The organism is Dyadobacter sp. SRI_021, assembly GCF_057586235.1.
In genome coordinates this window covers 533,608-559,621 of record NZ_JBYCZM010000002.1, presented here as the reverse complement: position 1 = coordinate 559,621, position 26,014 = coordinate 533,608, and the positions used below count along the sequence as shown (strand labels likewise).

Here is a 26,014-nt window from a genome sequence, read left to right as displayed (position 1 = left end):
AAATTTCACTAATTTTGCGCGCTGTTTTATATTTTATCAACTATTAGTTTTTTTGAATCATGCCTAAAATGAAAACCAACTCTGGGGCTAAAAAGCGTTTCGCGCTGACTGGCACCGGGAAAATCAAACGTAAGCACGCTTTCCACAGCCACATCCTGACCAAAAAATCAAACAAGCGCAAGCGTGGTTTGGTGAAGACTGGTCTGATCGATGAGTCTAACGAGAAGCAAGTATTGGCAATGCTTCGGAAATAATCCGTAAAAGCCAATTCAGAAATTAAATTCTGGTTTTTTGTTCAACCCGATAAAAGGCATTTAAGTCTCAGCAGAGCGCCGATTATCAAAAACAGTTAAATTATGCCACGTTCAGTAAATCACGTAGCGTCACGTGCAAGACGTAAAAAAGTTTTAAAACTTGCGAAAGGCTATTTCGGCCGTCGCAAAAATGTATGGACCGTTGCCAAGAACGCCGTTGAGCGCGGTTTGGCTTACGCATACGAAGGCCGTAAACAGAAAAAACGCAACTTCCGCGCGTTGTGGATCCAGCGTATCAACGCAGGAACCCGTCAGCACGGATTGTCTTATTCTGCTTTCATCGGCAAACTTAATGCAAAAGGCATCGAGCTGAACAGGAAAGTTCTGGCGGATCTCGCGATGAACCATCCTGACGCATTCAAAGCGATCGTTGATCAAGTAAAATAAAACAGCATCCCGCCTCTCCGGCGGGATTTTTTTTGCATAAAATTTGGATATTGCAGGTGGTAATCAACTCTCGTACCTCAAAACCAAATAGAAATGCTGGAACAACTCTTCGACCTCGTACAACAAAATTCCCAACAATCGGTGATAAACAACCCTGACGTTCCCAACGAACACAATCAGGAAGTGATTAATACCCTCACCAGTTCCATTACCGGAGGTTTGCAGGAACAAGTGCAAAGCGGCAACATCAGCGGATTGCTCGGCCTCTTCGGCGGCGAAAGCGGCACTTCGGCAGCTTCACTTCTCAACAATCCGATCGTAGCATCCATCGCCACGAACGCCGTCGGCGCCATCGTTCAAAAATTCGGATTGAACAGCCAGGTTGCAGGTAACATCGTCAACTCGGTATTGCCGGGTGTGTTGGGTGCCGTGATTGGCCAATTCAATGGACAGGGCGGTGCCGGTAGCGCCGGGGCTGGTAACGGCTTCGATCTCGGCTCGCTCATTCAGATGGGTGGCGGCCTTTTCGGCGGCGGCAATGACCAACAGGGCAAATCGGCTCCCGGCGGTATCGACCTCGGCGGCATGTTGGGCGGGCTCTTCGGAGGAAAGTAATTGCAAAGATTCATTATCTGATAAAACAAGGGCTTTAAAACGATAGTACATTTGCACAAAACAATGTACTATCGTAAAGGCCCTTTTTCTTTTTCCTAACTCACCTAACCATGGACTCAAGAAGAGAATTTATCCGGAAAGCCACCATGCTCACAGGAGCAGCCGGATTGTTCAGCACCCTACCCGCTTCGATTCAGAAAGCATTGGCTATTAACCCGCCTAAGGGCACAACCTGGAAGGACGCCGAGCACGTGGTGATCCTAATGCAGGAAAACCGCTCTTTCGACCATTCCTACGGAACACTCCGCGGTGTGCGCGGCTTTAATGACCCACGAGCCATTACCCTTCCGAACAAAAATCTCGTGTGGCTGCAAACCAATGCATCCGGAGAGACATATGTACCCTTCCGCCTGAATATTAAGGAATCCAAAGCCACCTGGATGGGCTCCCTCCCGCATTCATGGCCGAACCAAGTGGACGCGCGCAACGACGGCAAGTATGACAAATGGCTCATTGCCAAGCAGCCCGGCAATAAGGATTATGCCAAAATGCCTTTGACCCAAGGCTTTTATAATCGGGAGGATATTCCTTTCTACTATGCGATGGCCGACGCATTTACGGTTTGTGATCAGAACTTCTGCTCGTCGCTGACCGGTACGACCCCCAACCGTCTCTACCTCTGGTCGGGTACTGTCCGTGAGAATACCGACCCTAACAAGCATTATGCGAACATTCGCAACGAAAATGTGACGGACGATCACGAAGCTTCGTGGACAACATTTCCCGAGAGGTTGGAAGACAACGGAATTTCGTGGCGGATTTACCAGAATGAGTTGAGCATCAATACCGGCTTCACGGGTGAAGAACAAGCATGGCTTGCCAATTTCACCGACAACCCGATCGAGTGGTTCAGCCAGTACAATATTCGTTACCACACAGGTTACCAGCGCTATCTCAAGGAACGCCAGCAAATGCTGCCCGGCGAAATCGAAGAAGCGCAAACGAAACTGAAATCGCTTTCGGGTAAAGAGGCTGCGGATCTTGAAAAAGTTTTAAAAGAAAAACGCGCGCTGCTGAAACTTGCCAATGAGGAATTGATCCGTTGGAGCCCCGAAAAGTTCGAAAAGCTCTCACAGCGCCAGAAAAATATCCATAATAAGGCATTTACCATCAATAAGAATGACCCTGACTACCGGAAGATCACCACGGTAAAATACCAGGATGGCGACATCGAACATGAGGCCAAGGCCCCGATGGGCGACGTACTCCACCAGTTCCGCTCCGATGTAAAAACCGGTGCATTGCCGACGGTCTCCTGGCTGGTAGCTCCCGAAAATTTCTCCGATCACCCCGGGGCACCGTGGTATGGTGCATGGTATGTTTCGGAAGTGATCGATATCCTGACCGCCGATCCCGAGGTTTGGAAAAAGACAATTTTCATTCTCTGCTACGACGAAAACGACGGCTATTTCGACCACGTCCCGCCGTATGTAGTACCTAATCCATATAAGGAAGACACCGGCGCTGTTTCGGCGGGCATCGACTGCAAGACGGAATTCGTGACTTTGGAGCAGGACATGCAGAAGAAAAAGAAAGAAGAGTGCCGCGAAAGCCCCATCGGCCTCGGCTATCGGGTACCGCTGATCGTCGCTTCGCCCTGGAACCGCGGTGGGAATGTATGCTCCGAAGTATTCGACCATACTTCCATTTTGCAATTCCTCGAAAAATTTGTGAGCCTGAAATCGGGTAAGCAGGTGAAAGAAACGAACATTACCGAGTGGCGACGTACTATTTGTGGCGACCTTACTTCCACTTTCACTCCTTACGACGGCCAGGAAATCAAGCTGCCGACATTCGTAGAAAGGACGGAGTTCATGGAAAGCATTTTCAATGCCAAATTCAAGAAACTTCCGAACGGCTACAAAGCATTGTCTAAAAGCGAGATCGACGAGGTGAATGCCGACCCGCTTACCTCTCCTATTTTGCCAAATCAGGAAAAAGGAACGCGGCCAGCGTGTGCCATCCCGTATGAATTATATGCCGACGGAGCCTTCAACTCTGCCAAAAATGCATTTGAAATTAAGCTGGAAGCCAGAAATGGCATATTTCGCGACAAATCCGCCGGTTCGCCATTTATCGTGTATGCCCCGGGAAAATACAAAAATGAGCATGTCAAAGTCTGGAACTATGCGGTGAAAGCCGGCGACGCCCTCACCGGCTCCTGGAATCCTGCCGATTTTGAAAACCAGCATTATCATTTGAAGGTATACGGTCCGAACGGCTTCTTCCGGGAATACAGCGGCAATAAAGAAAACAGTTTTTTGAAGATAGAATGCGCCTATCAGCTCGACCGTAGCAAAAAACCGACCGGCCATATCGAATTGAGGATCAGCAACCTGCATCCAGGCCAGAAGGCTGTATTGAAGGTTACCGACAACGCTTATGGAACTGCTGTCCAAACCATTACGCTCGAAAAAGCACCGGCAGGTACAAAATCACGCAAGACTATCGTGCTGAACCTGGCAAAAAGTTTCAACTGGTACGATTTCACCATCGCCGTCGAAGGTGCGGAAAATGCGTTCTCGCGGTTTGCGGGGCATGTTGAAACCGGTGCTGCAAGTCAGAGCGACCCTTATATGGGCCAAATGCTGAGCTGATACCTATCCCACCGTCAGGCCATCTTTTGGCCTGACACTTTGTCATTTCCGTTTTATAGGACAGTTGCTGGTACGGGGTTTTTAATAAAACTCCCAGTGACCGGCTGAAAGGCGCCCGAGCGCTCCCGGCAGGTCTGAAGTCCAGAATCAAATCATACTTAACTTATAAAATAGAACAATGGGAAAAATTATTGGCATAGACTTAGGAACAACGAACTCCTGCGTGGCTGTCATGGAGGGTAACGAGCCGGTTGTAATAGCCAACAGCGAAGGTGCCCGCACTACCCCTTCCGTAGTTGCTTTCATGGATAATGGTGAACGCAAAATCGGAGCACCGGCCAAACGTCAGGCGATTACCAATCCCAAGCATACTATTAGCTCTATCAAGAGATTCATGGGTAAAAAATACGATGACACAACCGGCGAAATGAAAACCGTTGCGTACAGCGTAGAAAAAGGCCCTAACAATACGCCACGCATTCCTATCGGCGACCGCCTGTATACACCACAGGAAGTTTCTGCATTCATTCTTCAAAAAATGAGACAAACTGCGGAAGACTATCTGGGTCAGGAAGTTACCGAAGCGGTGATCACGGTTCCTGCGTACTTTAACGATGCGGAACGCCAGGCTACCAAAGAAGCTGGTCAGATCGCCGGCCTGGATGTTAAACGTATTATTAACGAACCTACTGCTGCTGCCTTGGCTTATGGCCTTGATAAACAGCATAAGGATATGAAAATTGCCGTGTTCGACTTGGGTGGTGGTACTTTCGACGTATCCATCCTTGAATTGGGCGACGGTGTGTTCGAAGTAAAATCTACCGACGGTGATACTCACCTGGGTGGTGACGACTTCGACCAGGTGATCATCAACTGGTTGGCCGACGAATTCCAAAAGGACGAGAACGTTGACCTCCGCAAAGATCCAATGGCTTTGCAGCGTTTGAAAGAGGCTGCTGAAAAAGCAAAAGTTGAATTGTCGAGCTCAGCTCAGACCGAAATCAACCTGCCATATATCTTCCCGGTTGACGGTATTCCAAAGCACCTGGTTCGCACTTTGACCCGTTCAAAATTCGAACAACTCGCTGATTCTCTGTTCCAACGCATGATGGAACCTTGCAAAAGAGCAATGAAAAACGCAGGGTATTCAAACAGCGACATCGACGAAGTAATCCTCGTAGGTGGTTCGACACGTATCCCTCGCGTACAAGAAGAAGTAGAGAAATTCTTTGGTAAAAAACCTTCGAAAAACGTTAACCCTGACGAAGCTGTGGCCGTTGGTGCTGCGATCCAGGGTGGTGTACTGACGGGTGAAGTGAAAGACGTATTGCTTTTGGACGTTATTCCTTTGTCACTCGGTATCGAAACATTGGGTGGCGTGTTCACCAAGCTGATCGAAGCGAACACGACTATTCCTTCGAAGAAAACTGAAACATTCTCGACTGCCGCTGATAATCAGCCATCTGTGGAAATCCACGTACTGCAAGGCGAACGTCCGCAAGCTGCGAACAACCGTACACTCGGCCGTTTCCACTTGTCTGACATCCCACCAGCACAGCGCGGTGTACCTCAGATCGAAGTAACTTTCGACGTGGATGCGAACGGTATCCTGCACGTTTCCGCAAAAGATAAAGGTACCGGCAAAGAACAAAAAATCCGTATCGAAGCTTCCAGCGGTTTGACCGACGCGGAAATCAACAGAATGCGTGAAGAAGCGAAGGCGAACGAAGCTGCTGACAAGGCGGAACGCGAGAAAATTGAAAAAATCAATGGAGCTGACAGCCTGATCTTCTCAACTGAGAAACAGTTGAAAGAGTATGGCGACAAACTTTCCGATAGCAATAAGTCGAGCATTGAAGCTGCGCTGGCAGAATTGAAAACCGCCCACCAGTCTCAGGACCTTGCAGCTATCGACGCTGCATCTGAAAAACTGAATGCTGCATGGCAGGCTTCCGCTCAGGAAATGTATGCACAAGGCGGTGAAGGTCAACCGGGAGCAGGCGGCCCTACCGGAAACCCTGGTGCGGGCGCAGGTAACAATGGTGCAACAGACGACGTGACGGACGTGAACTTCGAAGAAGTGAAATAAGAATAAGATTAGAAAAAATCCCCGTCCGTCAAACAGATGGGGATTTTTTTTACACGCAGTGTTACATTTTGGGGTAACAAAGCGTATATAAATAATAGAAAACCAGCTCCAAGCCAGTGGCACTGATTTTTTCTATCAAATATAAACTTCATCAATCTAATCAAACCACTAAAAAAATTCAGACTCCTATGGACGCAAGAATCGCATTACCAGAATTGATGTACCTTTCTCCCACTACCCGCGAAAAAGCGGTGGCCGTCGCCCAGGAACTATTACGATCTACCAACATCTCCCCACGCGAGGCTGTTTCAAAAGCAATTCTGATTGCGAAAAACTGGGCGGTTAAAAATGTGAACCGCCGCGTTTGGAAAAAATTAAAAGCCGTCGAAAAAGAAATGATATGATCGAACTGAAATTCAAAGGTCAGGTCGTCATCGTCACGGGGTCCAGTTCCGGGATCGGGAAGGCTTGTGCATTACACTTCGGGAACAACGGCGCTCATGTGGTTGTGAATTACAGTTCTAATGCAGCCGCTGGCCAAGAAGTAGTCGACGAAATCCAGGCCAATGGAGGAAGTGCAATTCTGGTAAAGGCCGATGTGAGTAAGGAGGATGAAGTGAAAGCCCTGTTTGCAGAAACCGTTAACCAGTTTGGCCGCGTCGATGTGCTCGTCAGCAACGCAGGTTTGCAAAAAGATGCCTCATTCCTGGAAATGACTTTAGAACAGTGGCAAAAGGTAATTGACGTCAACCTGACGGGCCAATTCCTTACCTGTCGCGAAGCCGCTAAGCAATTTATCACTCAGCAACAGGCAGTTACAGAACCAAGCCATAGTGAACTCGCGATCGGAAAAATCGTATTGATGAGCTCCGTGCATGACGTGATCCCCTGGGCAGGACATGTCAACTACGCTGCTTCAAAGGGCGGCGTGATGATGTTCATGAAATCGATATCGCAGGAGCTTGCGCCATACAAGATCCGCGTGAACTCGGTAAGCCCTGGCGCAATCAAAACGCCTATCAACAAAGAGGTCTGGTCGGATCCCGATAAATACCAAAGCCTGCTTCAACTGATTCCTTACAAAAGAATCGGTACCGCACAGGATGTGGCCAAAGCAGTTGCCTGGCTCGCATCGGATGATTCGGATTATGTGAATGGCGAAACGTTGTATATTGATGGAGGGATGACACTGTACCCCGAGTTTGCCGACAATGGCTAATGGCCTTGTCAAGTGTAGTCAGGAGTTGTCAAGCCTAGTCACATGTTGTCAAGTGTAGTCGGATATTGTCAGGAGTTATCAAGTGTAGCAAATCTTGTCATTAAATGAATAAAAAAACGTCAGGCCGTTTATGCCTGACGTTTTTTGCGAGCAGCCATGGATCACCAGTAATGATTTCCAAGACTCGACTGTTGCTGACTATACCTGGCTACACCTGACTGCACGTAACTACACGCGACTATGGTTGACCACACATGACTATACTTGACCACACATTACCACACTTGACAATCACCTGACCAAACTTGGTATTCGCTGCAACAACACAGTCAAAATTGGCTCAAATAACCCTCTTTTGGTCGTTATATTAACAAAATTCAAAAAATGAAACGTAACTTTCGACGTACAATTTTATATTTATGATCTCAAAATTTTCACAATCGGCCATTCAATTTATAGCTCAACGTCAATGGATTATCTGGTTTTGGAGTTTTCTAATCTTGGTTGCGTGCACTTGGCCGGGCAAAGATTTGCCCGCAGCACCGACCGTAGGTTTCGATAAAATTGTCCACTCGGGCCTCTTTATTGTATGGGCGATTCTCGCGCTGATTATTTACCCTGAAAAAAGCCGCCTGGTTGTGGGATTGGGAATGGCTTATGGGTTGGGACTGGAATTTTACCAGCAGCTTCTGCCATTCGACCGCACTTTTGACTGGTGGGACGCCGTGGCGGACGCTGCTGGTGTGTTAATCGGTTATCTTTTCACAAAACTGGTGCTGAAAAACTAGCGCCAGCGTTTGTACTGATTGATCAAACCGTTTGTCGAACTATCGTGGTTCGTAACCGGCCAGTCATTTTGTAACTCGGGGTAAATCTTGTTGGCCAATTGTTTGCCCAGCTCAACGCCCCATTGGTCGAAGCTGTAAATATTCCAGATGATACCTTGCACGAAAATCTTGTGCTCGTACATGGCGATCAGACTCCCCAATACTTTCGGGGTGATTTTTTTCACGAGAATCGAGTTGGTCGGGCGGTTACCCGAGAAAACTTTGAACGGCGCGATCTGCTCGATCTCCGCGTCACTCTTTCCGGCAGCTCTCAGTTCTGCGCGCACTTCCTCGTCGGTCTTGCCATTCATTAATGCTTCGGTTTGCGCGAAGAAGTTGGACAGCAACATTTTGTGGTGCTCACCAAGCGGGTTGTGGCTAATGGCCGGCGCGATAAAGTCGCAAGGGATCAGCTTAGTACCCTGGTGGATCAGCTGGTAAAATGCGTGCTGACCATTGGTGCCTGGCTCGCCCCAGATTACCGGACCAGTCTGGTACCCAACCGGCTTGCCATCGCGACCGGTGCTCTTGCCGTTACTTTCCATATCTCCCTGCTGGAAGTAGGCGGCGAAACGGTGCATGTACTGATCGTATGGAAGGATCGCCTGTGTTTGCGCATCGAAGAAATCATTGTACCAGATGCCGATCAATGCGAGGATCACCGGGATATTACGTTCCAGCTTAGTCGTACGGAAATGCTTGTCCATCTCGTGAGCACCCGCGAGCAGCTGCTCGAAATTCTGGAAGCCCACGTAACAAGCAATCGACAAACCGATAGCCGACCACAACGAGTAGCGGCCTCCTACCCAATCCCAGAATCCGAACATGTTTTCCGGATCGATACCAAATTTCTCTACTTCCGAGCGGTTGGTTGAAATCGCAACGAAATGCTTTTTCACGTGCTCTTCATCCGAAGCCTTTTCCAGGAACCAGCTGCGCGCGCTGTGTGCATTCGCCATCGTTTCCTGTGTGGTAAAAGTTTTGGACGCGATCATAAACAAGGTCGTCTCCGGATTCAGGGACTTTACGGTTTCAGCGATGTGCGTGCCATCCACGTTGGACACGAAATGCACATTCAGCCCGTTTTTCGCATAAGCTTTCAGCGCTTCGGTCACCATTACCGGGCCCAGGTCGCTACCGCCGATACCAATATTCACGATGTCTGTGATCTCTTTTCCGGTATAACCCTTCCACGCTCCCGAACGAACCCGTGTCGAAAAATCCTTCATTTTCGCAAGCACCTCGTTGACGTCCGGCATTACGTCCTTGCCATCCACAAGCACGGGCTCATTGGAGCGGTTGCGTAATGCAGTGTGCAAAACGGCACGTCCTTCCGTCACATTGATTTTGGCGCCTGTGAACATTGCCTCGATCGCCTCAGCCAAACCAGCTTCTTCTGCCAATTGAACCAGGTATGAGCGTGTACGCGAAGTAATGCGGTTTTTGGAATAATCCAGCAATATGTCCCCGAAACGAATGGAGAACTTCTTATGGCGGTCGGTGTCTTCCTCAAAAAGTGTTTTTAAATGCTTTTGCGAAATGGTTTTGTGATGCGTTTTCAGCTTTTTATAAGCCGCCAACTGATCAAAGGGGACGTTTGATAGCATTAGTTTTGGCGTTATGGTAAAAAATCAAACCTTGGTCATGCAAAAATAGGGTTTTACGGCACTTAATGCGCTTTTTCCTCATTAACTCGCCTGGCAAACTCCCCTGAAATACCCCACCGACTCGGCGATCCCGGCCAGCGGCTCTTTCATATCTTTCTCATATTCAAGGCTGCACGAGCCGGTGTATTTCACTTTGCGCAGCATTTTCACAAATGCGGGAATATCAATAATTCCTCTTCCCAGTTCACAGGTTTTACCATCCTTCGTCGCTTCCGTCACATTTTTGAGGTGAATGTCGAAAATGCGCTTGCTGTACTTACCCAGGTCGGCCACCGAATCCTGGTTATCCCGGCGGTTATGCCCCATATCAAAACAAAGCCCCACGCGAGGGTCGAGGTCCTTCACATAGTTGTATACCGAGGTCGCGTTAGGATACAATTTATCTTCCGGACCATGGTTGTGGATGGCGTAACGAATATTGGTTTCCTTCACTTTTTGCTCTACATATTTCAGGTCCTCATGGTTGGGAATACCGACGATCAGATCCACGCCTACTCTTTTCGCATAATCGAATGCATTATCAATGTCCTGGTGGGTTTTGGTGTAAATCGGGCCTACCGCATAACCGGTGACACCGGCGTCTTTCAGCTTCTGGTGAAATGCGGTAATCTGCTCGGCGGTGCTGTTGTAAGGCAAATGAAAATCCTTGATACACAAATAGTGAACATCTGTCTTCTTCATCATTTCCAGCGCCTCGTCGAGTTTGAAATGCACGAAACTGTAACCGGCCATACCCAACTTGAAAGTATCCTCTTTTTTAGCCGGAGCCGCATTGCTTTTCCCCGGAAGCGAAGCGATACTGCCGGCCATCAGTCCGGCGATGCCTTTCTTGACAAATGTTCTTCTCGAATTCATTCTATTTAAATTAAAATTAATTGCTGTATACGTAAAAGACGAAGAGTCGCAGATTTACCACCTATCGGCTCAAATCTTAAGTTTTATACCAACCTTGTTGATCGCTCCGGTAAGCAAAATGACCAGTACTGAAAAGCAGGCAGACTTGACGAGCCCGATCATCCCCGTGCGCAGGTACATCGGCAGGCTGATTCCTGCCAGCGTAATGACGGCATACCATATATATGGAATAAGATAGCAGGTTAATGTAGCGGTTCCGGCAGGCCGGATAATATTCGCCCAGTTTTTGATATTTTTCAAATCAACGAGCCAAAACAAGAATGCGAAGGCCAAAAAGCTGATCCCCGAGCAAATGCCTACCCATGCTGGTGTAGCCCTGATTTTTGAAATACCCCAAAAAGGTCGCGTACCAAAACCGTAGGTTAATGCGATGAGTCCCAGCACGACCAAAATGATCAGATAAGTAGTCCCGGCCGAATTCCGGCTGATACGGTTCCGGTAAATCACCGAAGCCACTACACCTCCCATTACAAAAGCAGGCATCGAACCGCTGCCGACGATCCAGACATATTCTTTGACCGGGTTAAGCAAATCGAGCACCCCGGCAAAGTCGGCCAGATTGAACAGAACGAAAAACAACCATCCACCTACCGCCCATGTGAGACGGTCGCGCGAGGGGAGGTACGCGAGCGCGCCCAGCAGGTATGACCAGCCAATGAGGCCCAGGATACCATACCAATGCGTCTCCATCCACGACGGGTTGGCAGGGTCACCGCCTTTGTAAATCAATGCGAGCCCGGCAAGCAACAGGTAACCGGCCACTTTCAATGCAGTATAAAATCCCTTCTTTCCGGGGTTCGAAGGATACACATTCCAGATCAGGAAAAAGGCAATCACCATCCCGATTTCCCAGACGTGTTTGCTGATAACCATCGCCTCGCCAGCGATATTCTCGTAGTTTACGATAAATATCCCCATGAGCAACAGCGCAAATGTACGCTCGGCAATATGCCTGATAATCAACGCATCAGAGTCGTCTTTTTTCTTGCGATTGGCAATGGCGAAGGGAATCGAAAGCCCGACAATGAACAAGAATCCCGGAAACACCACATCTGAAAGGCCCATGGCATCCTCGGCCGCTTTGCTGTGTTTCAGCCAGTCGGGAATATCTCCCAGTGACCAGAGATCATTCACAAAAATCATCAAAAACATGGTAACCGCCCTGAATACGTCAATCGAATCCAGGCGGAACGAGGGGAAAGAAGGGGGCATGATCAGAAGGTTTGGATTTAGGAAGACCTAATATAATCGTTTTTCGCCTTCTGACGGCATGATTCTTCATTTTGCGTTGCACAAAATGCCATGATGCATTAATAATTCATACGAAATTTAGAAAGATCAGGCTTGTGCTGTTTCTTTCTTTTCAACTCGTGTTCATAAATCAACCGCCCCAGGTTCTTCATGAACGGATAGCAAACTTCCTTGTATTCGTAGCGGTCGTCATTGTAAACACCATCCTCGTTAGATTGCACGACGGCACTCAGCATAAACTCTACATTATTCTCAAAATCAACGATATAGGCATTATCAATAATAAAGCCGTACGAATCGCCATACTTGTTGAAAATCCTCATTCCCTTTTGCGGGACGGCTTCCTTATTGGCCCCGTAAAAAAGGAATTTAGCGTAAAGCGGCCAGTAATCCGAGGGATTATAACGCGGGAAATCGCTCTCGTTGGGCAATTTACTCATATAGGTGTAAATCAGTCTATAATCGTCCTTAGTGAGATGAAAGCGCTCGCTTTCAGGAAAAACCTCCGGAAAAAGCAACTTCTTCATCACCACCTGCTGGTCGGTGAGGCTGAATGCATTCTTATTCGCCATATTGAACGGCTTTTCTACCAGCCGGTCGGAGCTATCCATGTAAGCGCGGCCCATAGAAGTGTTGGTGAGGTTCAAAGGGTAGTTTTGGGGATCAAATTGCCCCGGCTGGCTGTAAATCAGTTTATTACCCTCATAAAAACTAACCGGATTAGTGTGCCTGGAAGTCTCCTCGGTATCCTTTACTGCATACCGGTTGAGAATGCGGCTCGTATTTAGGCCATGCCTGCGCAGCCTCTCATTAATTTCCGCCCGCCCGATCCATTCATAGAGCCGATTATAGGCATCGTTGTCGCTTACGAGCAATATTTTCTTGATATAATGTTCCAGGGAAGGCATCCCGTTGGCGGCACTGCTGTCTTTGTCGACGCGCGTTTGCTTTGTAAAATCGGCTCCGGTAATCATGGTGCTAGCACGACTCAGTCCCTTAATTTTCAGCTCGTTGAGTTTTTCCAGCGCGAAAATGACCGTCGGCAGCTTCACCGTGCTTGCGGGGAAAAAGTAATGCAGGTCGTCGAGGTTGTAGCTGTAACTTTTGAAATGCGGAACATTGTTCGCATCCCGATCAATCTGCGTATAAAGTATCTGAACCTGGTTCTTTTGTGGGTGATTCAGGATTTTGCCAAACAGCTCCGGCCGGCTCCGCATCAGTTTTTCAAGCAAAACCGTATCCGGTTTCTGACCCAAAACAGCGTGACTCACCAAAAGCATCAAGAGCAATAGCCTAACCATCCACATAACTATCTAAAAATTACATCCTCTCGTTCCTTCATCCGCCCCTTTGTCCATTCTTCATTCATCCCAATCATCCACATAAGAACCTTCTTCCGTCTTGGTCGAATGCTCCACCGCCTCATTAATTTCCTTCATTTCCGCGGCAGTGAGATTTCGCCATTTACCAACCGGTAAGTCATTCAACGCCACGTTCATGATCCGCACTCGTTTGAGCTTTGTCACGTTATAACCCAGATGCTCGCACATCCGGCGGATCTGACGGTTGAGCCCTTGTGTTAAAATAATAGTAAATACAAAACTGCTCTCTTTCCGCACGAAGCACTTTTTGGTCACAACCCCCAGAATAGGCACGCCCGACGACATTTTTTGGATAAAATCGGTGGTAATGGGTTTGTTCACCGTTACGACATACTCTTTTTCGTGGTTATTCCCCGCGCGGAGGATTTTGTTCACGATATCACCGTCGCTGGTCAGGAATATCAGCCCTTCCGAAGGCTTATCGAGCCGGCCGATGGGGAAAATGCGCTCCTTATGGCGGATGTAATCGATAATATTGCCCTTAATGTGCCGTTCGGTGGTGCAGGTGATACCTACCGGCTTGTTAAATGCGATGTAAACGCCTGCTTTTTTCGCTTTGAGGGGCTTGCCGTCGACGCGTACGTCATCGCCCTCGGTTGCTTTGTCGCCCAATACAGCCTTCCGGCCATTAAGCGTCACGCGGCCTTGTTCCACGAGTTTGTCGGCCTCTCGCCGCGAACAAAACCCGGTTTCACTGATAAACTTGTTGATCCTGACTGACTCCAATGCTTTCTATGCTTTTTCCCAAGCCGTAACCGGCGTATCAAGTGGCAAATTAATTCAAATCGCAAAAAAAATGCGGTTACATATAAAGATTCGGGCGTTCTTGCCCTTTACCTCTTCAATACTTATTATATCAGATCACAAAATAGAACAAATTGCCGGTCTATGAAAAATCGCCTTTTATTAACACAACTCTTCTTTTGGATAACCATTCTTGCCCTTTACGCGCAACCCGCGCGGAGGCCCGTGGAAGTGATCGTCACCGCCGACCGTGATGACTGGACCTACAAGCCCGGGGATAAAGTACAATTTATGATCAGCGTACTGCGCAACGGCAACCCGGTGAAAAATGCGCAAGTGCGTTATGAGATCGGTTTAGAAAAACTCGACCCCACCATTAAAGAAACCAAAACTGCTGTCGACGGGACATTAAAAATCGACGGCGGCACACTCAAAACACCCGGCTTTCTACGCTGCATCGCATGGGCAACCGTAGATGGCGTGGAGTTCCGCGGCCTGGCAACTGCCGGCTTTGACCCATCGAAAATACAGCCTACCGTAGCGAATCCTGAAGATTTCGATACATACTGGGATAATGCAAAGAAAGAACTGGCGGCTGTACCGATGGATGCGAAAATGACTTTACTCCCAGACCGCTGCACCGAAAAAACGAATGTTTATCACCTGAGTTTGCAAAATAACCGTCCGGGCGTACGCCTGTACGGGATTTTGAGTATACCCAAAAAAGAAGGAAAATACCCTGCGCTCCTGCGCGTGCCCGGTGCCGGTGTACGTGCGTATTATGGTGATGTGGTTACTGCGGATAAAGACATCATTACACTTGAAATCGGTATTCACGGCATCCCCGTGACTATGGACCCATCCGTTTACCTGGATATGAGCCAGGGCGTACTGAATGGCTACCCTGCTTATAACCTGGATGATAAGGATAAATTTTATTACAAACGGGTATACCTCGGCTGCGTGCGCGCGAACGATTTCCTGACCAGCCTGCCGCAATATGACGGCAAGAACCTGGCGGTAACCGGCGGGAGTCAGGGTGGCGCATTGTCGATCGTCACCGCAGGCCTCGACCCGCGTGTAAAATGGCTCGGCGCATTCTACCCTGCGTTGAGCGACGTGACAGGCTACCTGCATGGCCGCGCAGGCGGATGGCCGCATTATTTTGATAAAAACGGGGCCAAAACCAATAACACGAAGGAAAAACTGAACACCGTTTCCTATTACGATGTGGTCAATTTCGCGCGACGCGTGAAAGCACCGGGACTTTATATGTGGGGCTTCAACGACGAAACCTGCCCGCCGACCTCCATGTACGCAGCATATAATGTGACTACCGCTCCAAAAGAACTGAAATTGTACCTCGACACCGGCCACTGGACCTACTCCGATGAGCGCGACGCAATGAACAACTGGCTGGTCGACAAACTCAAAGGCAAGTAATTACAACAAAAACCGGAACATACCTTTATGGATCGCAGAACATTTATTGAAAAGTCGGCGCTGGCCGGCGCAGCATTCTCCTCCCTCCCGCTGCTGACGGCATTGAAACGGGCCTCGCCGTACCGGACAGCGCTCATCGGTGCGGGCTGGTGGGGCACAAACATCCTCCGCTGCGCCATCCAGGCAGGCGAATCGAAACTGGTGGCATTGTGCGACGTAGATCAGAACCAGCTAAAAATCTGCTCCGAAGTTTTTTCCAAACTTACCCCGGATAAGCCGAAACTCTACAAAGATTTCCGTGAAATGCTGGCGAAGGAAAAGCCTGAGATTGTGATCGTGGCTACGCCCGATCACTGGCATGCATTGTGTTGCATTGCGGCGATCGAGTCCGGTGCGCATGTTTATGTAGAAAAACCGATTTCACATACCATTAAGGAAGGTCGCGCGATGGTGAATGCCACACGCAAGCACGGGCGCATCGTACAGGTAGGCACACACAGGCGCGTGTCCCCACATAACGTATCCGGTATGGAATTCCTGAAATCGGGGAAGGCCGGCAAGATCGGGATGGCGCGGGCGTTTGTGCATTATGGCGGCGGCCCGGGCCAAATGACGCCCGACGCGGAACCACCGCAAGGTCTCGACTGGGATTTCTATTGCGGTCCCGCGCCATTGGTACCTTATAATAAGACTATCCACCCGAAAGGCTTCCGGAATTACCTCAATTTCGCCAACGGTACGCTCGGCGACTGGGGTATTCACTGGTTGGATCAGGTACTATGGTGGTCGGAACAGAAATATCCGAAGAAAGTTTACTCTACCGGAGGCCGTGCAATCCGCCAGGACAATACCGACGCACCGGATCACCAGGTGGCCGTTTACGATTTCGACGGTTTCACTTTGGAATGGGAACACCGCAACTTCGCGGCCAACAACGCCGAAAAAACACATCCAAACCAGGCCGTAGGCGTGTATTTCTATGGAACCGAGGGCACATTCCACATGGGCTGGCTCGATGGCTGGACGTTCTACCCTACCAATCCGAACAAACCGGTGATACACCAGGATGCCCAGCTCAACAAACCCGACGATCAGAATATTCAGCAGCTTTGGGCCAATTTCCTGGAATCCATTAAAAGCAACAAACCGCCTGTTTGCGAAATCGAGGTGGGACAACGCTCCACGAATGTGGCATTATTGGGGATGCTTTCCTACAAACTGGGAAGGAGCATTGTATGGGATGGTGAAAAAGAAATCATTCCCGGAGACGATGAGGCGAACAAGTTGCTGAGCCGGAATTACCGTGGCGAGTGGAAATATCCGCAAGCGTAAACGTTGTCAGGTGTGGTCATTTATGGTCAGGTGTTGTCAAGTGTGATCAGGTGTGGTCATTTATTGTCAGGGATTGTTATTTATTGTCAGGAATGTCGGGTGATGTCATTCGAATAAATCTCCGACCATTCTTGACCACACCTGACCATTCTTGACTACACCTGACTAACCTTGACCACAAATGACTACGCTTAACCAAATCGCTCCCCAAACAATCATCAATCAATTTTGACGACTTCGGCGGGGATGTTATACTGATCCACCGCCTCACGCGCGAAGCGGACGTGCCCGCGTGGGGCCATCAGGTACAATTTCGCACCTTTCATACCCGCCAATTCGCTGAGCAGCTTCCATTTGGAGATATGACCACGCATCTGGTCGGTTTTAATGCAGACTTCCAGGTAATGCCTGTTGAACATGTTCACGCCTGTCACATCGGGCGTAAAGCGGATGTTATCCGCCGCCCTTTCGTAGGATTTGGGCGTTTCATACCCTTCCATATTAGCCTGGATTTCCTTGAACCCGTGCGATTTTGCCCACTTTACCACAAGTGGGATGAATGCTTCTTTTTCCATAATGAACATGAATAATTTTCTGCTCTAATACCAGCAGTTTCAACAATACAAAATCTTGACTGAGCAGGGGGATATGACAGGAGCGATATTCCCGGTGGAGCAGGATCTTGAAGAAAGATAGCCAATTTTCCGTAAAACCGCAAGCTTCACGCAGGATCAGTCATCCAGTTCATCCCTGAAATTATTGTAGGCCGAGAGCAATTCGCGGTGCGTTTTGGCATTCTTGTGAACCAGCGCCAATTCTACCCCCTTCTCATAAATTCCCTCAGCTTTTTCCACTTTTCCCAATGCAGCAAAAAATGCGCCAGCATGGTAATAGGTAGGCAGGTAATCAGGATGTTTTTCGAGAAGGAGGTCAAAAAACCGTTCCGCTTCCGTCGGATCAGACTTGGAATACTCGATCGCGAGCGCGTAGGCGTTGAACGGATCAGTGGGGTCTTCTTCGTAAAAAGCGAGTAAGTTGGCGAGTAGGGAGTTATTCATCGATATTATTATGCTTGCATACTATTTACTTTTCCTTTAATTTGCCCGGACAAAGTTATTCTCATCAAACGTAAAGATAAGTAACCATACCATCATGAAAATACTCGTTTGTATAACTAATGTCCCCGATACAACAGCCAAGATAAGCTTCACCGACAACGGTACCAAACTGAACAAGAACGGTGTACAGTTCATCATCGGTCCTTACGACGACTACGCGCTCGCACGCGGCGTGGAGCTGAAAGAGCAATCCGGCGGCAACCTTACCGTCCTGCACGTGGGTGAAGCCGACGCGGAACCGCAGATCCGCAAGGCGCTCGCCATCGGCGCCGACGATGCTATCCGCGTGAATGCCGATCCGCAGGATTCCTATTTCGTAGCAGCGCAAATCGCGCACATTGCCAGTCAAAACAGCTACGACCTTATTCTGATGGGCCGCGAGTCGATCGACTACAACAGCGGTGTAGTGCACGGGCTGGTGGGTGAAATGCTGGGCATCCTCTCCTATTCGCCGGTCATGAAACTCGACCTGGAAGGCAACAATGCCACCATTACCCGCGAGATTGACGGGGGCAAGGAAGTACTTAAAGCGCCGCTTCCGCTGGTTTTGGGCTGCCAGGAACCGATTGCCGAGTGGAAAATCCCGAATATGCGGGGCATTATGACGGCCCGTACCAAACCATTGAATGTGGTGGAACCCGTTTCCGTCGACGATATGACGGTACCGCAAACTTATCAGCTGCCCGCTCCGAAAGGTGCTTGCAAAATGATACCTGCCAGCGAAGCAGAAACGCTCATCAAACTGTTGCAAACCGAGGCAAAAGTGCTGTAACGCGCGGCTTATTTTTCACATTGAAACGAAAACGATCATGTCAGTCCTTATATATGTAGAACTCGATAACGGTTCCATCAAGAAAACCTCCCTGGAAGCCGTGGCTTATGGCGCGAAAGTGGCTTCCCAAACCGGCGGCCAGGCCGTGGTACTTGCATTGGGCAAAGCCGATAACGCAGAACTTGAAAAAGCCGGGCAATATGGAGCCGCCAAAGTGCTTCATGCCGCCGATACGAAACTAGAACACGAAAACAGTCTCGCCTACGCGGACGCACTCGTACAGGCAGCTGCGCAGGAAGGCAGTAAAATTATTATCCTTTCTAAATCCGGCCTCGGCGATGCCGTGGCGGCCCGTGCCGCCGCGAAGTTGAAAGCGGGCATCGTGTCCGGCGTGACCGCATTGCCTGAAACCAATGGTGGCTTCAAAGTGACGCGGAGTATTTTCACCGGTAAAGCATTCGCCACGACGGAAATCAAGTCAGATATCAAGATTTTGGTCGTTCGCAAGAATGCGGTCGAAATCAACGAGACTGATTTGACCGGCGGTAACGCGACTGTGGAAGCATTCCAGCCCGCATTGCGGGACAGCGATTTCACGGCCAGCGTCGTGAGCGTCGAAAAGGCGGACTCGGAACTGTCTCTGACCGAGGCGGAAATTATCGTCTCCGGCGGGCGCGGGATGAAAGGCCCCGAGCACTGGCAGCCGTTGATCGACCTGGCGAAGGCGTTGGGTGCGGCAACCGGCTGTTCCAAGCCCGTTTCCGACCTCGACTGGCGCCCACATCATGAGCACATCGGGCAGACCGGCATTAAAGTGGCACCGAACCTCTACATCGCCTGCGGCATATCCGGCGCAATCCAGCACCTGGCAGGTGTGAACGGCTCGAAATGCATTGTGGTGATCAACAAGGATCCGGAAGCACCATTCTTCAAAGCGGCCGACTACGGCATCGTCGGAGATGTTTTTGAAGTACTGCCTAAGCTGACGGAAGCGGCAAAAAGCCTCAAATAGTGGCTCCAAGGCTCTTTTTTTCAAATTCATTGAAATAACAATGCACCGAAAAGCGGCTTAAAATCAATTGATTAACCCGTTTTGGTTTTCACCCTGCCCACAGGCACCGAATCTTAACCCTTACAGCATTTTTTTATGCAGTAAGGGTTATTTATTTTTGCACCTTTGATCCAGCCAATGGCGCTTTTCAAACAGGAACACTTTGCAGGGTTTACTTGTTAATTCCTTGAAAATCAAGAATCAGCCCAAAGACCATTCACCACGACTGTTAACCATTTGCGCATTTAATTTAAACGTGAAAAAAATTAAGTTAGAAATTCTGGGGCTTTCACCAAGCCAATCCCAAGCCGGTTCGTTTGCATTGGTACTTGGAGAAGAACTCGGCAACCGCAGGCTGCCCATCATCATTGGCGTATTCGAAGCACAGGCCATTGCCGTCCAGATTGAAAACATAGTACCTAACCGCCCGATGACGCACGATCTCTTCAAATCGTTCGCCGACGGCATGAATTATACATTGAAGGAAATCGTCATTTCTGACCTCAAAGAGGGCATTTTCTACGCCAAAATCGTTTGTACCGATAACCTTCGTGAAGTAGAAATCGACGCCCGCCCGTCGGACGCAATTGCGATCGGCCTTCGTTTCGACATTCCTATTTATACCTACGAGACCATTCTGTCCGAGGCAGGCATTGTTTCCAGCTCCGTGACCGAGGAGGAAGACGAGGATGAGGACGCCGTTCGTGAAACCATCCGCCCTTCCGGCTCAAAGGATTCGCTCCGCGACCTTACCTACGACGAGCTGCAACGCATGCTCGACGATGCTCTTTCGAAAGAAGACTACGAGAAGGCCGCCAAGATCCGCGACGAAATGGGAAGACGGAACTAAAACCGCCTTTATAGTTAAAAATAGTTAAGGATTGTCCCCAAAAGGGCTGTTTTGAAATTTTAATCCTTATTTTTGCCCGGGTCGTATTCCAGAAAACAGAACCAACGACGAGCGAAATCCTACGCTGTTATGCCTAAAAAAAAGAAGATCGGGAGTTATCCCAACGCAATGATCGTCATGAGCCTTACGGCTGCATTGTTTCTGATCGGTTTTTGCGGACTCCTGGTGATCCAATCCAAAAAGCTGGTTTCCATTATCCGCCAGAACATCGAGGTGCGGGTATTCATCGATAAGCAAGTTTCCAAAGCCGGGCAGGACTCGATCCTCAACATTATTCAGGCAAAGCCTTTTGTGCTAAAATCCACTGAAACAAAGGCCATTACATTCGTTTCAAAAGAAGAAGCCGCCAAAGAATTCATCGAAGGTACCAAGGAAGATTTTGCTACTTTCCTGGGAGAAAACCCCTTGCGCGACAGCTACCGGGTGAAAATCCAGGAGGACTATTTTGAAGAAGCCAAGCTGCAACAGATCAAGAAAGATCTGGATCAGGTGAAAGGCGTGTACGAGGTGGTGTACCAGGAAGATCTGGCCGACAATATCAACCGCAACGTGACGAAAATCTACATCGTATTGGCAAGTTTCGCGCTGATCATGCTGGTTATTATTGTATTGCTGGTTAACAATACCATCAAACTGGCCATTTATTCGCAGCGCTTCCTGATCCGCAGCATGCAGCTCGTGGGTGCTACCAATGGATTTATTCAGAAGCCTTACGTAATGCGCGGCGCGATTCAGGGGCTGATCGGTGGCGTTATCGCTGCCATTCTGCTGATCGGCCTGCAACAACTGGCGATCCGTAACGTAGAAGGACTTGCGCTGTTACAGGAATACGACAAGATCGTAATCCTCATAGCCTCAGTGCTTGGCCTCGGCGTCGCCATCGGTATAGCGAGCACCTACCAGTCACTCGCACGCTATCTGCGCATGGCGCTCGACGATCTTTATTGACAGGCCGTCGTATCCGGGCGGGCGGTCCCATTCCTCTATTCAGACATTCAAGAACAGTAACCGATAAATAAACGTTATGAGTACTTCAAAAAATGAACTCCCATTTTCATCATCCAACTATGTGACGATGCTGGTCGGCATTGCGGTAATCCTCGCAGGCTTCCTGATTATGACTTTCGATAGCGAAGAGTTTGGTTTCGGCTTTTTAGGCCTGACCCTCGGCCCCATCATTACCATTGCGGGTTTCATCATCGAGTTCTGGGCGATCCTCCGTAAACCTGCTAATTCATGAGTATCTGGCAGGCGATCATTCTGGCAATTGTTGAAGGAATTACCGAGTTCTTGCCCATCTCTTCCACCGGGCATATGATCATAGCCTCCTCGTTCATGGGGATCAGCCATCTGGAATTCACCAAGATGTTCACGGTCAATATTCAATTCGGGGCTATACTTTCCGTACTCGTACTTTACTGGAAGCGTTTTTTTCAGACTACCGATTTCTATTTCAAACTTTTCGTGGCATTTCTGCCGGCAGCTGTCATCGGCTTTCTGCTGAACGATTTCATCGATGCATTGCTCGAAAACGTGTGGGTAGTGTCGATCTCGCTGCTCCTCGGAGGTTTTGTACTGATTTTCATCGACCGCATCGCGAATGATACGCGTGAAAAGGTGATTACCTTTCCTACCGCATTGAAAATCGGGTTTTTCCAGTGTATTGCGATGATCCCGGGCGTTTCGCGTTCGGCTTCGACGATCATTGGCGGGATGCTCAATGGCTTGTCAAGAAAGCAGGCGGCTGAGTTTTCGTTCTTCCTGGCCGTGCCTACCATGGCTGCCGCAGGAGGTTACAAGCTGCTGAAAACTTACGATACCATTCAGAAGGAAGATATCCAGACGTTACTGATCGGCAATGCCGTTGCATTCGTGGTAGCGATGTTGGCGATCAAGTTCTTCATCAGCTTCCTGACCAAATACGGTTTTAAAGTTTTTGGTTATTACCGCATTATCCTCGGCCTGATCCTGCTCGGTTTGCTGGCATCGGGTTACCAGCTGGATGTTGTTTAAAAGCCTTCGGCTTCACCATAAGTGATCGGCCGGCCATGCATGATGGTCGGCCGATCGCCATTAATTTCCTTAGTTTTGAAACAAGAAGAAAACATACCCGACGAAGGCGAGGTCATTCTGATCGACAAGCCCTTGACGTGGACCTCATTTGACGTGGCCAACAAGCTCAAAAGGGCTTGCAAATTCAAAAAGATAGGCCATGCCGGCACTCTTGACCCGCTTGCTACCGGTCTGCTGATCCTCTGTACCGGTAAAAAAACCAAGCAGATCGACAATTTTCAGGCGCAGGAAAAAGAGTATACCGGGACCCTGGTGCTAGGCAAAACGACGCCGTCCATAGATATGGAAAGCGACTTCGACGCCGAGTACCCTACCGACCACATTACCCCGGAAGTACTCGAAAATGCGCGCCGGCAGCTTACCGGTCATATCGAGCAGATTCCCCCGCTGTTCTCTGCCATCAAAATCGACGGGGTGCGTGCGTATAAGCTCGCGCGGCGCGGCGAGGAGGCCGAGATCAAGAAGCGCCCGGTGGAGATCAAGCTGTTCGAAATTGACGCTACCCACTTTCCTTCCATCGATTTTAGGATCATTTGTTCAAAAGGTACTTATATTCGCAGTATGGTTCGCGATTTCGGCGAGCTGGCGGGCAGCGGCGCTTACATGAGCAAGCTGTGCAGGACCAGGATCGGGGAGTTCGAACTGAAAGATGCATGGGAGCTGACGACTTTTATCCATCAGAAACGAGTAGCGTTGAATTTGGAAGTTGACGAATGAACATTTATCATAGCCTGGATTCCTTTCAAAAACTGGAATATGGCGTCGTAACCAGCGGCACATTTGACGGGGTGCATCTGGGACATCAGAAAATACTGGCCCGTCTGAAAGAAATTACGCAACAATCGGGCGGAGAATCGGTGGTGCTCACATTCTGGCCACACCCACGTACGGTAGTGTCGGAGGATAGCCAGGACCTGCAACTGCTCTCCACGATCGAGGAGAAAATAGAGCTTTTTGCCAAACTGGGCATCCAGCACCTGGCAATCATACCTTTCACTCGTTCTTTTTCCGAGCTCACTTCCGACGAGTTTATCAAACAGATCCTGGTGGAGAAAATCGGTACCAAAAAGCTGGTAATCGGCTACGACCACCGTTTTGGCCGTAACCGGGAAGGCAGTTTTGAATTCTTGCAGAAAAACTGCTCGGAATACGGTTTCGAAGTGGAAGAAATTCCCAGGGAGGACATCGAACACACGGCCATCAGCTCGTCGCGCATTCGCAAAGCGCTGATTACGGGCCATATACACGAAGCAAACGAACTACTTGGGCGCCCCTATTCGCTTTCAGGAACTGTGGTAAAAGGGAAACAGCTCGGCCGCACGATCGGCTTCCCGACGGCAAACCTCTACGTGCACGAGCCCTATAAACTGATTCCGATGAACGGGGTGTACGTGATCCATGCGATTTACCAGGATCAGGTATTCAAAGGCATGCTTAATATAGGCGTGCGCCCTACGGTGGACGGCACAATCCGGACTATTGAAGCGAACCTGTTCGACTTTGACAAAGAAATTTACGGCGAAGACCTTAAATTGGAATTGCTTCACTACCTTCGTCCGGAACAGAAGTTCAACGGGCTGGATATGCTCGTTAAACAGATCGGGATAGACAAGGAGAACACCCTCGCCTATTTCGGCTAACCGATCCGAACTCTTTTACCTACTCATACAGTTTGCTTTTGCGTAAAGCGTGCCCTACCCGGCACGCTTTTATTGTGCCTATACGTAAAACCGGGGTCAAACCTGCTTTCTTTAATTGGTTCCGGCAATCAATCATTCCTTTTATGAAACATTACGACGCGATTGTAATCGGCGCTGGTCAGGCAGGTACGCCGCTTTGCCGCAAGCTGGCCGAATCAGGTCTGAAAACAGCACTAATTGAAAAAAGATGGGTCGGTGGTACTTGTGTGAACGACGGCTGTTCCCCCACTAAAGCGATGGTCGCCTCGGCGAAAGCGGCATGGTCGGCGCGCCATAATGAAACCCTCGGCGTGAGCGTTGGAGGCATCACGATCGATTTCGACGAAATCCTCGATCGCAAAAACAGCATTGTACACACTATGCGCGGTAACTCCGAAGAGCGTATCCTCAACACCGCCGGCCTCGACCTCATTTACGGTACGGCCCGTTTCTCCGGTCGAAAGGAGATTACGGTTTCATTAAAGGATGGCGGCAGCGAAACGTTCACTGCAGACAGATTCTTTCTCAATACCGGCCTCCAACCCGTCATACCTGATATCGAGGGCATTCGGAGCATCCCTTACCTGACTTCCACCACCATTATGGAGCTATCTGAGATCCCGGAGCATCTACTCATTCTCGGCAGCGGCTATATCGCTCTGGAATTCGGGCAAATGTTCGCGCGGTTCGGTAGTAAGGTGACGATCATCGAGCGCTCGAAAAGGATTTTGAAAAAAGAAGACGCAGATATCGCCGGAGAAATCGTGAAGATACTTGCCCGGGAGGACATTGAAATACTCACCAATACGCAGGCGGTTCAATTCACTCAAAGCGGGAATATCATTGCGGTCACACTTGAAACAGAGGGGCGCAGAAGTCGGCGCTCGTGTACGCATGTGCTCGTGGCTACCGGACGCAGGCCGCATCTAGGCGAATTCGGACTCGAAATGGCTGGCATTGACCTCGATGAAAAAGGATACATCCAGGTAAATGCGAAACTCGAAACCACAGCAGAAGGCATTTTTGCATTGGGGGATGTGAAGGGCGGCCCTGCTTTTACGCACGTTTCCTACGATGATTACCGGTTGATCATCCAGCATGTTGTTGAGAAAAAACAAATCAGTATTGCGGAGCGGCTCGTCCCATATTGCATGTTTATCGACCCGCAGCTCGGTCGTGTGGGCATTACGGAACAGGAAGCGCGGGAAAAAGGGCTTGATATAAAAGTAGCTGTATTGCAAAACGACAACGTCGCACGATCGATCGAAACCGGGGATGAACGGGGCATGATGAAAGCCATCGTAGATGCCCAAACCGGCAAAATCCTCGGTGCGGCCGTCCTGGCGGAACAAGGCGGTGAGATCGTGACGATTCTTCAAATGGCGATGATCGGCGGCATCACTTACCAGCAGATACGGAACGGCGTATTTGCACATCCCACGTATGCGGAATCGCTGAACAACCTTTTCATGACGCTCGATTAGTGGCCAGCATTTTTGCCTTTTTTCGGTAAAAATGGATCGTTTTCCGGCCGATTTACGTACAAAAAGAATAGGCAAATTCATTTTG

Annotated in this window: 26 protein-coding genes; 19 read left to right on the top strand and 7 right to left on the bottom strand. The window is 49.3% G+C overall.

All coding sequences use genetic code 11. The features are described 5' to 3' along the window. Positions 1–59 precede the first annotated feature (59 nt). The 8 genes from rpmI (at position 60) to AC2YIT_RS07625 (ending at position 8,069) form a co-directional block, all read left to right on the top strand. A complete protein-coding gene (gene rpmI, locus AC2YIT_RS07660) occupies positions 60–254 on the top strand; it encodes a 50S ribosomal protein L35 (RefSeq protein WP_015810726.1) in 195 nt (64 codons plus the stop codon). Positions 255–356: 102 nt separating this feature from the next. After that, positions 357–701: a 50S ribosomal protein L20 gene (rplT, locus tag AC2YIT_RS07655; RefSeq protein WP_015810727.1), complete on the top strand. Its 345-nt coding sequence runs from the start codon at positions 357–359 to the stop codon at positions 699–701. Positions 702–794: 93 nt separating this feature from the next. After that, a complete protein-coding gene (locus AC2YIT_RS07650) occupies positions 795–1,316 on the top strand; it encodes a hypothetical protein (protein WP_430848051.1) in 522 nt (173 codons plus the stop codon). Positions 1,317–1,426: 110 nt separating this feature from the next. Beyond that, the gene (locus AC2YIT_RS07645; protein ID WP_487278801.1) at positions 1,427–3,973 is read left to right on the top strand and encodes a phosphocholine-specific phospholipase C; all 2,547 of its coding nucleotides are present in this window, start codon (positions 1,427–1,429) and stop codon (positions 3,971–3,973) included. 178 nt (positions 3,974–4,151) lie between these two features. Continuing rightward, positions 4,152–6,062, top strand: coding sequence for a molecular chaperone DnaK (gene dnaK / locus AC2YIT_RS07640; protein WP_430848047.1), 1,911 nt, complete (start codon positions 4,152–4,154; stop codon positions 6,060–6,062). Positions 6,063–6,178: 116 nt separating this feature from the next. Beyond that, a complete protein-coding gene (locus AC2YIT_RS07635) occupies positions 6,179–6,466 on the top strand; it encodes a hypothetical protein (RefSeq protein WP_430848045.1) in 288 nt (95 codons plus the stop codon). After that, positions 6,463–7,281, top strand: a complete 819-nt coding sequence (locus AC2YIT_RS07630; protein ID WP_487278800.1) for an SDR family oxidoreductase — start codon at positions 6,463–6,465, stop codon at positions 7,279–7,281. Before AC2YIT_RS07635 ends, AC2YIT_RS07630 begins: the two co-directional genes overlap by 4 nt. Before the next feature lie 500 nt (positions 7,282–7,781). Then, positions 7,782–8,069, top strand: coding sequence for a VanZ family protein (locus tag AC2YIT_RS07625; RefSeq protein ID WP_487278799.1), 288 nt, complete (start codon positions 7,782–7,784; stop codon positions 8,067–8,069). Here AC2YIT_RS07625 and pgi read toward each other — a convergent pair. From pgi to rluF, 5 genes are all read right to left on the bottom strand, one after another. Next, a complete protein-coding gene (pgi, locus tag AC2YIT_RS07620) occupies positions 8,066–9,715 on the bottom strand; it encodes a glucose-6-phosphate isomerase (protein ID WP_430848039.1) in 1,650 nt (549 codons plus the stop codon). The two genes, AC2YIT_RS07625 and pgi, sit on opposite strands and share 4 nt — an antisense overlap. Positions 9,716–9,796: 81 nt before the next feature. After that, on the bottom strand, positions 9,797–10,630 hold the full coding sequence (locus AC2YIT_RS07615; protein WP_487278798.1) for a sugar phosphate isomerase/epimerase family protein: 834 nt from the start codon (positions 10,628–10,630) through the stop codon (positions 9,797–9,799). 69 nt (positions 10,631–10,699) lie between these two features. Next, a complete protein-coding gene (locus AC2YIT_RS07610) occupies positions 10,700–11,902 on the bottom strand; it encodes a heparan-alpha-glucosaminide N-acetyltransferase domain-containing protein (RefSeq protein WP_487278797.1) in 1,203 nt (400 codons plus the stop codon). Between the two features lie 98 nt (positions 11,903–12,000). Beyond that, the gene (locus tag AC2YIT_RS07605; protein WP_487278796.1) at positions 12,001–13,173 is read right to left on the bottom strand and encodes a serine hydrolase; all 1,173 of its coding nucleotides are present in this window, start codon (positions 13,171–13,173) and stop codon (positions 12,001–12,003) included. 129 nt (positions 13,174–13,302) lie between these two features. Next, positions 13,303–14,049 carry a 23S rRNA pseudouridine(2604) synthase RluF gene (gene rluF / locus AC2YIT_RS07600; RefSeq protein WP_487278795.1) on the bottom strand — a complete coding sequence of 249 codons (747 nt, stop codon included), beginning with the start codon at positions 14,047–14,049 and terminating at the stop codon, positions 13,303–13,305. Between the two features lie 162 nt (positions 14,050–14,211). On the opposite strand from rluF, the gene AC2YIT_RS07595 reads away from it, so the two are divergent. Together AC2YIT_RS07595 and AC2YIT_RS07590 are read left to right on the top strand one after the other, a co-directional pair. Further along, entirely contained in the window at positions 14,212–15,510 is a 1,299-nt protein-coding gene (locus AC2YIT_RS07595) for an acetylxylan esterase (RefSeq protein ID WP_487278794.1), read from the top strand. Between the two features lie 27 nt (positions 15,511–15,537). Continuing rightward, complete coding sequence (locus AC2YIT_RS07590; protein ID WP_487278793.1) at positions 15,538–16,842, top strand: Gfo/Idh/MocA family protein; 1,305 nt, start codon at positions 15,538–15,540, stop codon at positions 16,840–16,842. 218 nt (positions 16,843–17,060) lie between these two features. On the opposite strand, the gene AC2YIT_RS07585 is transcribed toward AC2YIT_RS07590, so the two are convergent. Next, complete coding sequence (locus AC2YIT_RS07585; RefSeq protein ID WP_430848025.1) at positions 17,061–17,417, bottom strand: hypothetical protein; 357 nt, start codon at positions 17,415–17,417, stop codon at positions 17,061–17,063. A gap of 156 nt (positions 17,418–17,573) precedes the next feature. Further along, complete coding sequence (locus AC2YIT_RS07580) at positions 17,574–17,900, bottom strand: tetratricopeptide repeat protein (protein WP_487278792.1); 327 nt, start codon at positions 17,898–17,900, stop codon at positions 17,574–17,576. A gap of 94 nt (positions 17,901–17,994) precedes the next feature. Between AC2YIT_RS07580 and AC2YIT_RS07575 the strand changes: the two genes are divergently transcribed. The 9 genes from AC2YIT_RS07575 to AC2YIT_RS07535 all read left to right on the top strand — a co-directional run bounded on the left by AC2YIT_RS07575 (position 17,995) and on the right by AC2YIT_RS07535 (position 25,929). Further along, entirely contained in the window at positions 17,995–18,732 is a 738-nt protein-coding gene (locus AC2YIT_RS07575; protein ID WP_487278791.1) for an electron transfer flavoprotein subunit beta/FixA family protein, read from the top strand. Positions 18,733–18,769: 37 nt separating this feature from the next. Beyond that, a complete protein-coding gene (locus AC2YIT_RS07570; RefSeq protein ID WP_430848019.1) occupies positions 18,770–19,744 on the top strand; it encodes an electron transfer flavoprotein subunit alpha/FixB family protein in 975 nt (324 codons plus the stop codon). A gap of 295 nt (positions 19,745–20,039) precedes the next feature. Continuing rightward, a complete protein-coding gene (locus AC2YIT_RS07565; protein WP_106598360.1) occupies positions 20,040–20,633 on the top strand; it encodes a bifunctional nuclease family protein in 594 nt (197 codons plus the stop codon). Positions 20,634–20,762: 129 nt separating this feature from the next. Continuing rightward, positions 20,763–21,641, top strand: coding sequence for a cell division protein FtsX (locus tag AC2YIT_RS07560; protein WP_430848016.1), 879 nt, complete (start codon positions 20,763–20,765; stop codon positions 21,639–21,641). 76 nt (positions 21,642–21,717) lie between these two features. Further along, entirely contained in the window at positions 21,718–21,933 is a 216-nt protein-coding gene (locus AC2YIT_RS07555; RefSeq protein WP_430848014.1) for a DUF3098 domain-containing protein, read from the top strand. Then, positions 21,930–22,706 (top strand): undecaprenyl-diphosphate phosphatase, encoded by a 777-nt coding sequence (locus AC2YIT_RS07550; protein ID WP_106598363.1) that lies wholly within the window; start codon positions 21,930–21,932, stop codon positions 22,704–22,706. Before AC2YIT_RS07555 ends, AC2YIT_RS07550 begins: the two co-directional genes overlap by 4 nt. Positions 22,707–22,748: 42 nt before the next feature. Then, entirely contained in the window at positions 22,749–23,483 is a 735-nt protein-coding gene (gene truB, locus AC2YIT_RS07545; protein ID WP_487279015.1) for a tRNA pseudouridine(55) synthase TruB, read from the top strand. Next, positions 23,480–24,406, top strand: coding sequence for a bifunctional riboflavin kinase/FAD synthetase (locus AC2YIT_RS07540; protein ID WP_487278790.1), 927 nt, complete (start codon positions 23,480–23,482; stop codon positions 24,404–24,406). The genes truB and AC2YIT_RS07540 overlap by 4 nt, the downstream gene beginning before the upstream one ends. A gap of 143 nt (positions 24,407–24,549) precedes the next feature. After that, positions 24,550–25,929 (top strand): mercuric reductase, encoded by a 1,380-nt coding sequence (locus tag AC2YIT_RS07535; protein WP_487278789.1) that lies wholly within the window; start codon positions 24,550–24,552, stop codon positions 25,927–25,929. The last annotated feature ends 85 nt before the right edge of the window (positions 25,930–26,014 follow it).

What these genes read in the sequence shown, in the direction of transcription:
- truB (WP_487279015.1), top strand. Translation starts at nt 22,749, where the DNA reads ATGGTCGGCCGATCGCCATTAATTTCCTTAGTTTTGAAACAAGAAGAA.
- pgi (WP_430848039.1), bottom strand. Translation starts at nt 9,715, where the DNA reads ATGCTATCAAACGTCCCCTTTGATCAGTTGGCGGCTTATAAAAAGCTG.
- AC2YIT_RS07570 (WP_430848019.1), top strand. Translation starts at nt 18,770, where the DNA reads ATGTCAGTCCTTATATATGTAGAACTCGATAACGGTTCCATCAAGAAA.
- AC2YIT_RS07555 (WP_430848014.1), top strand. Translation starts at nt 21,718, where the DNA reads ATGAGTACTTCAAAAAATGAACTCCCATTTTCATCATCCAACTATGTG.
- AC2YIT_RS07615 (WP_487278798.1), bottom strand. Translation starts at nt 10,630, where the DNA reads ATGAATTCGAGAAGAACATTTGTCAAGAAAGGCATCGCCGGACTGATG.
- AC2YIT_RS07560 (WP_430848016.1), top strand. Translation starts at nt 20,763, where the DNA reads ATGCCTAAAAAAAAGAAGATCGGGAGTTATCCCAACGCAATGATCGTC.
- dnaK (WP_430848047.1), top strand. Translation starts at nt 4,152, where the DNA reads ATGGGAAAAATTATTGGCATAGACTTAGGAACAACGAACTCCTGCGTG.
- AC2YIT_RS07610 (WP_487278797.1), bottom strand. Translation starts at nt 11,902, where the DNA reads ATGCCCCCTTCTTTCCCCTCGTTCCGCCTGGATTCGATTGACGTATTC.
- AC2YIT_RS07585 (WP_430848025.1), bottom strand. Translation starts at nt 17,417, where the DNA reads ATGGAAAAAGAAGCATTCATCCCACTTGTGGTAAAGTGGGCAAAATCG.
- AC2YIT_RS07580 (WP_487278792.1), bottom strand. Translation starts at nt 17,900, where the DNA reads ATGAATAACTCCCTACTCGCCAACTTACTCGCTTTTTACGAAGAAGAC.
- AC2YIT_RS07540 (WP_487278790.1), top strand. Translation starts at nt 23,480, where the DNA reads ATGAACATTTATCATAGCCTGGATTCCTTTCAAAAACTGGAATATGGC.
- rpmI (WP_015810726.1), top strand. Translation starts at nt 60, where the DNA reads ATGCCTAAAATGAAAACCAACTCTGGGGCTAAAAAGCGTTTCGCGCTG.
- AC2YIT_RS07590 (WP_487278793.1), top strand. Translation starts at nt 15,538, where the DNA reads ATGGATCGCAGAACATTTATTGAAAAGTCGGCGCTGGCCGGCGCAGCA.
- AC2YIT_RS07550 (WP_106598363.1), top strand. Translation starts at nt 21,930, where the DNA reads ATGAGTATCTGGCAGGCGATCATTCTGGCAATTGTTGAAGGAATTACC.
- rplT (WP_015810727.1), top strand. Translation starts at nt 357, where the DNA reads ATGCCACGTTCAGTAAATCACGTAGCGTCACGTGCAAGACGTAAAAAA.
- AC2YIT_RS07575 (WP_487278791.1), top strand. Translation starts at nt 17,995, where the DNA reads ATGAAAATACTCGTTTGTATAACTAATGTCCCCGATACAACAGCCAAG.
- AC2YIT_RS07535 (WP_487278789.1), top strand. Translation starts at nt 24,550, where the DNA reads ATGAAACATTACGACGCGATTGTAATCGGCGCTGGTCAGGCAGGTACG.
- AC2YIT_RS07650 (WP_430848051.1), top strand. Translation starts at nt 795, where the DNA reads ATGCTGGAACAACTCTTCGACCTCGTACAACAAAATTCCCAACAATCG.
- AC2YIT_RS07595 (WP_487278794.1), top strand. Translation starts at nt 14,212, where the DNA reads ATGAAAAATCGCCTTTTATTAACACAACTCTTCTTTTGGATAACCATT.
- AC2YIT_RS07645 (WP_487278801.1), top strand. Translation starts at nt 1,427, where the DNA reads ATGGACTCAAGAAGAGAATTTATCCGGAAAGCCACCATGCTCACAGGA.
- AC2YIT_RS07630 (WP_487278800.1), top strand. Translation starts at nt 6,463, where the DNA reads ATGATCGAACTGAAATTCAAAGGTCAGGTCGTCATCGTCACGGGGTCC.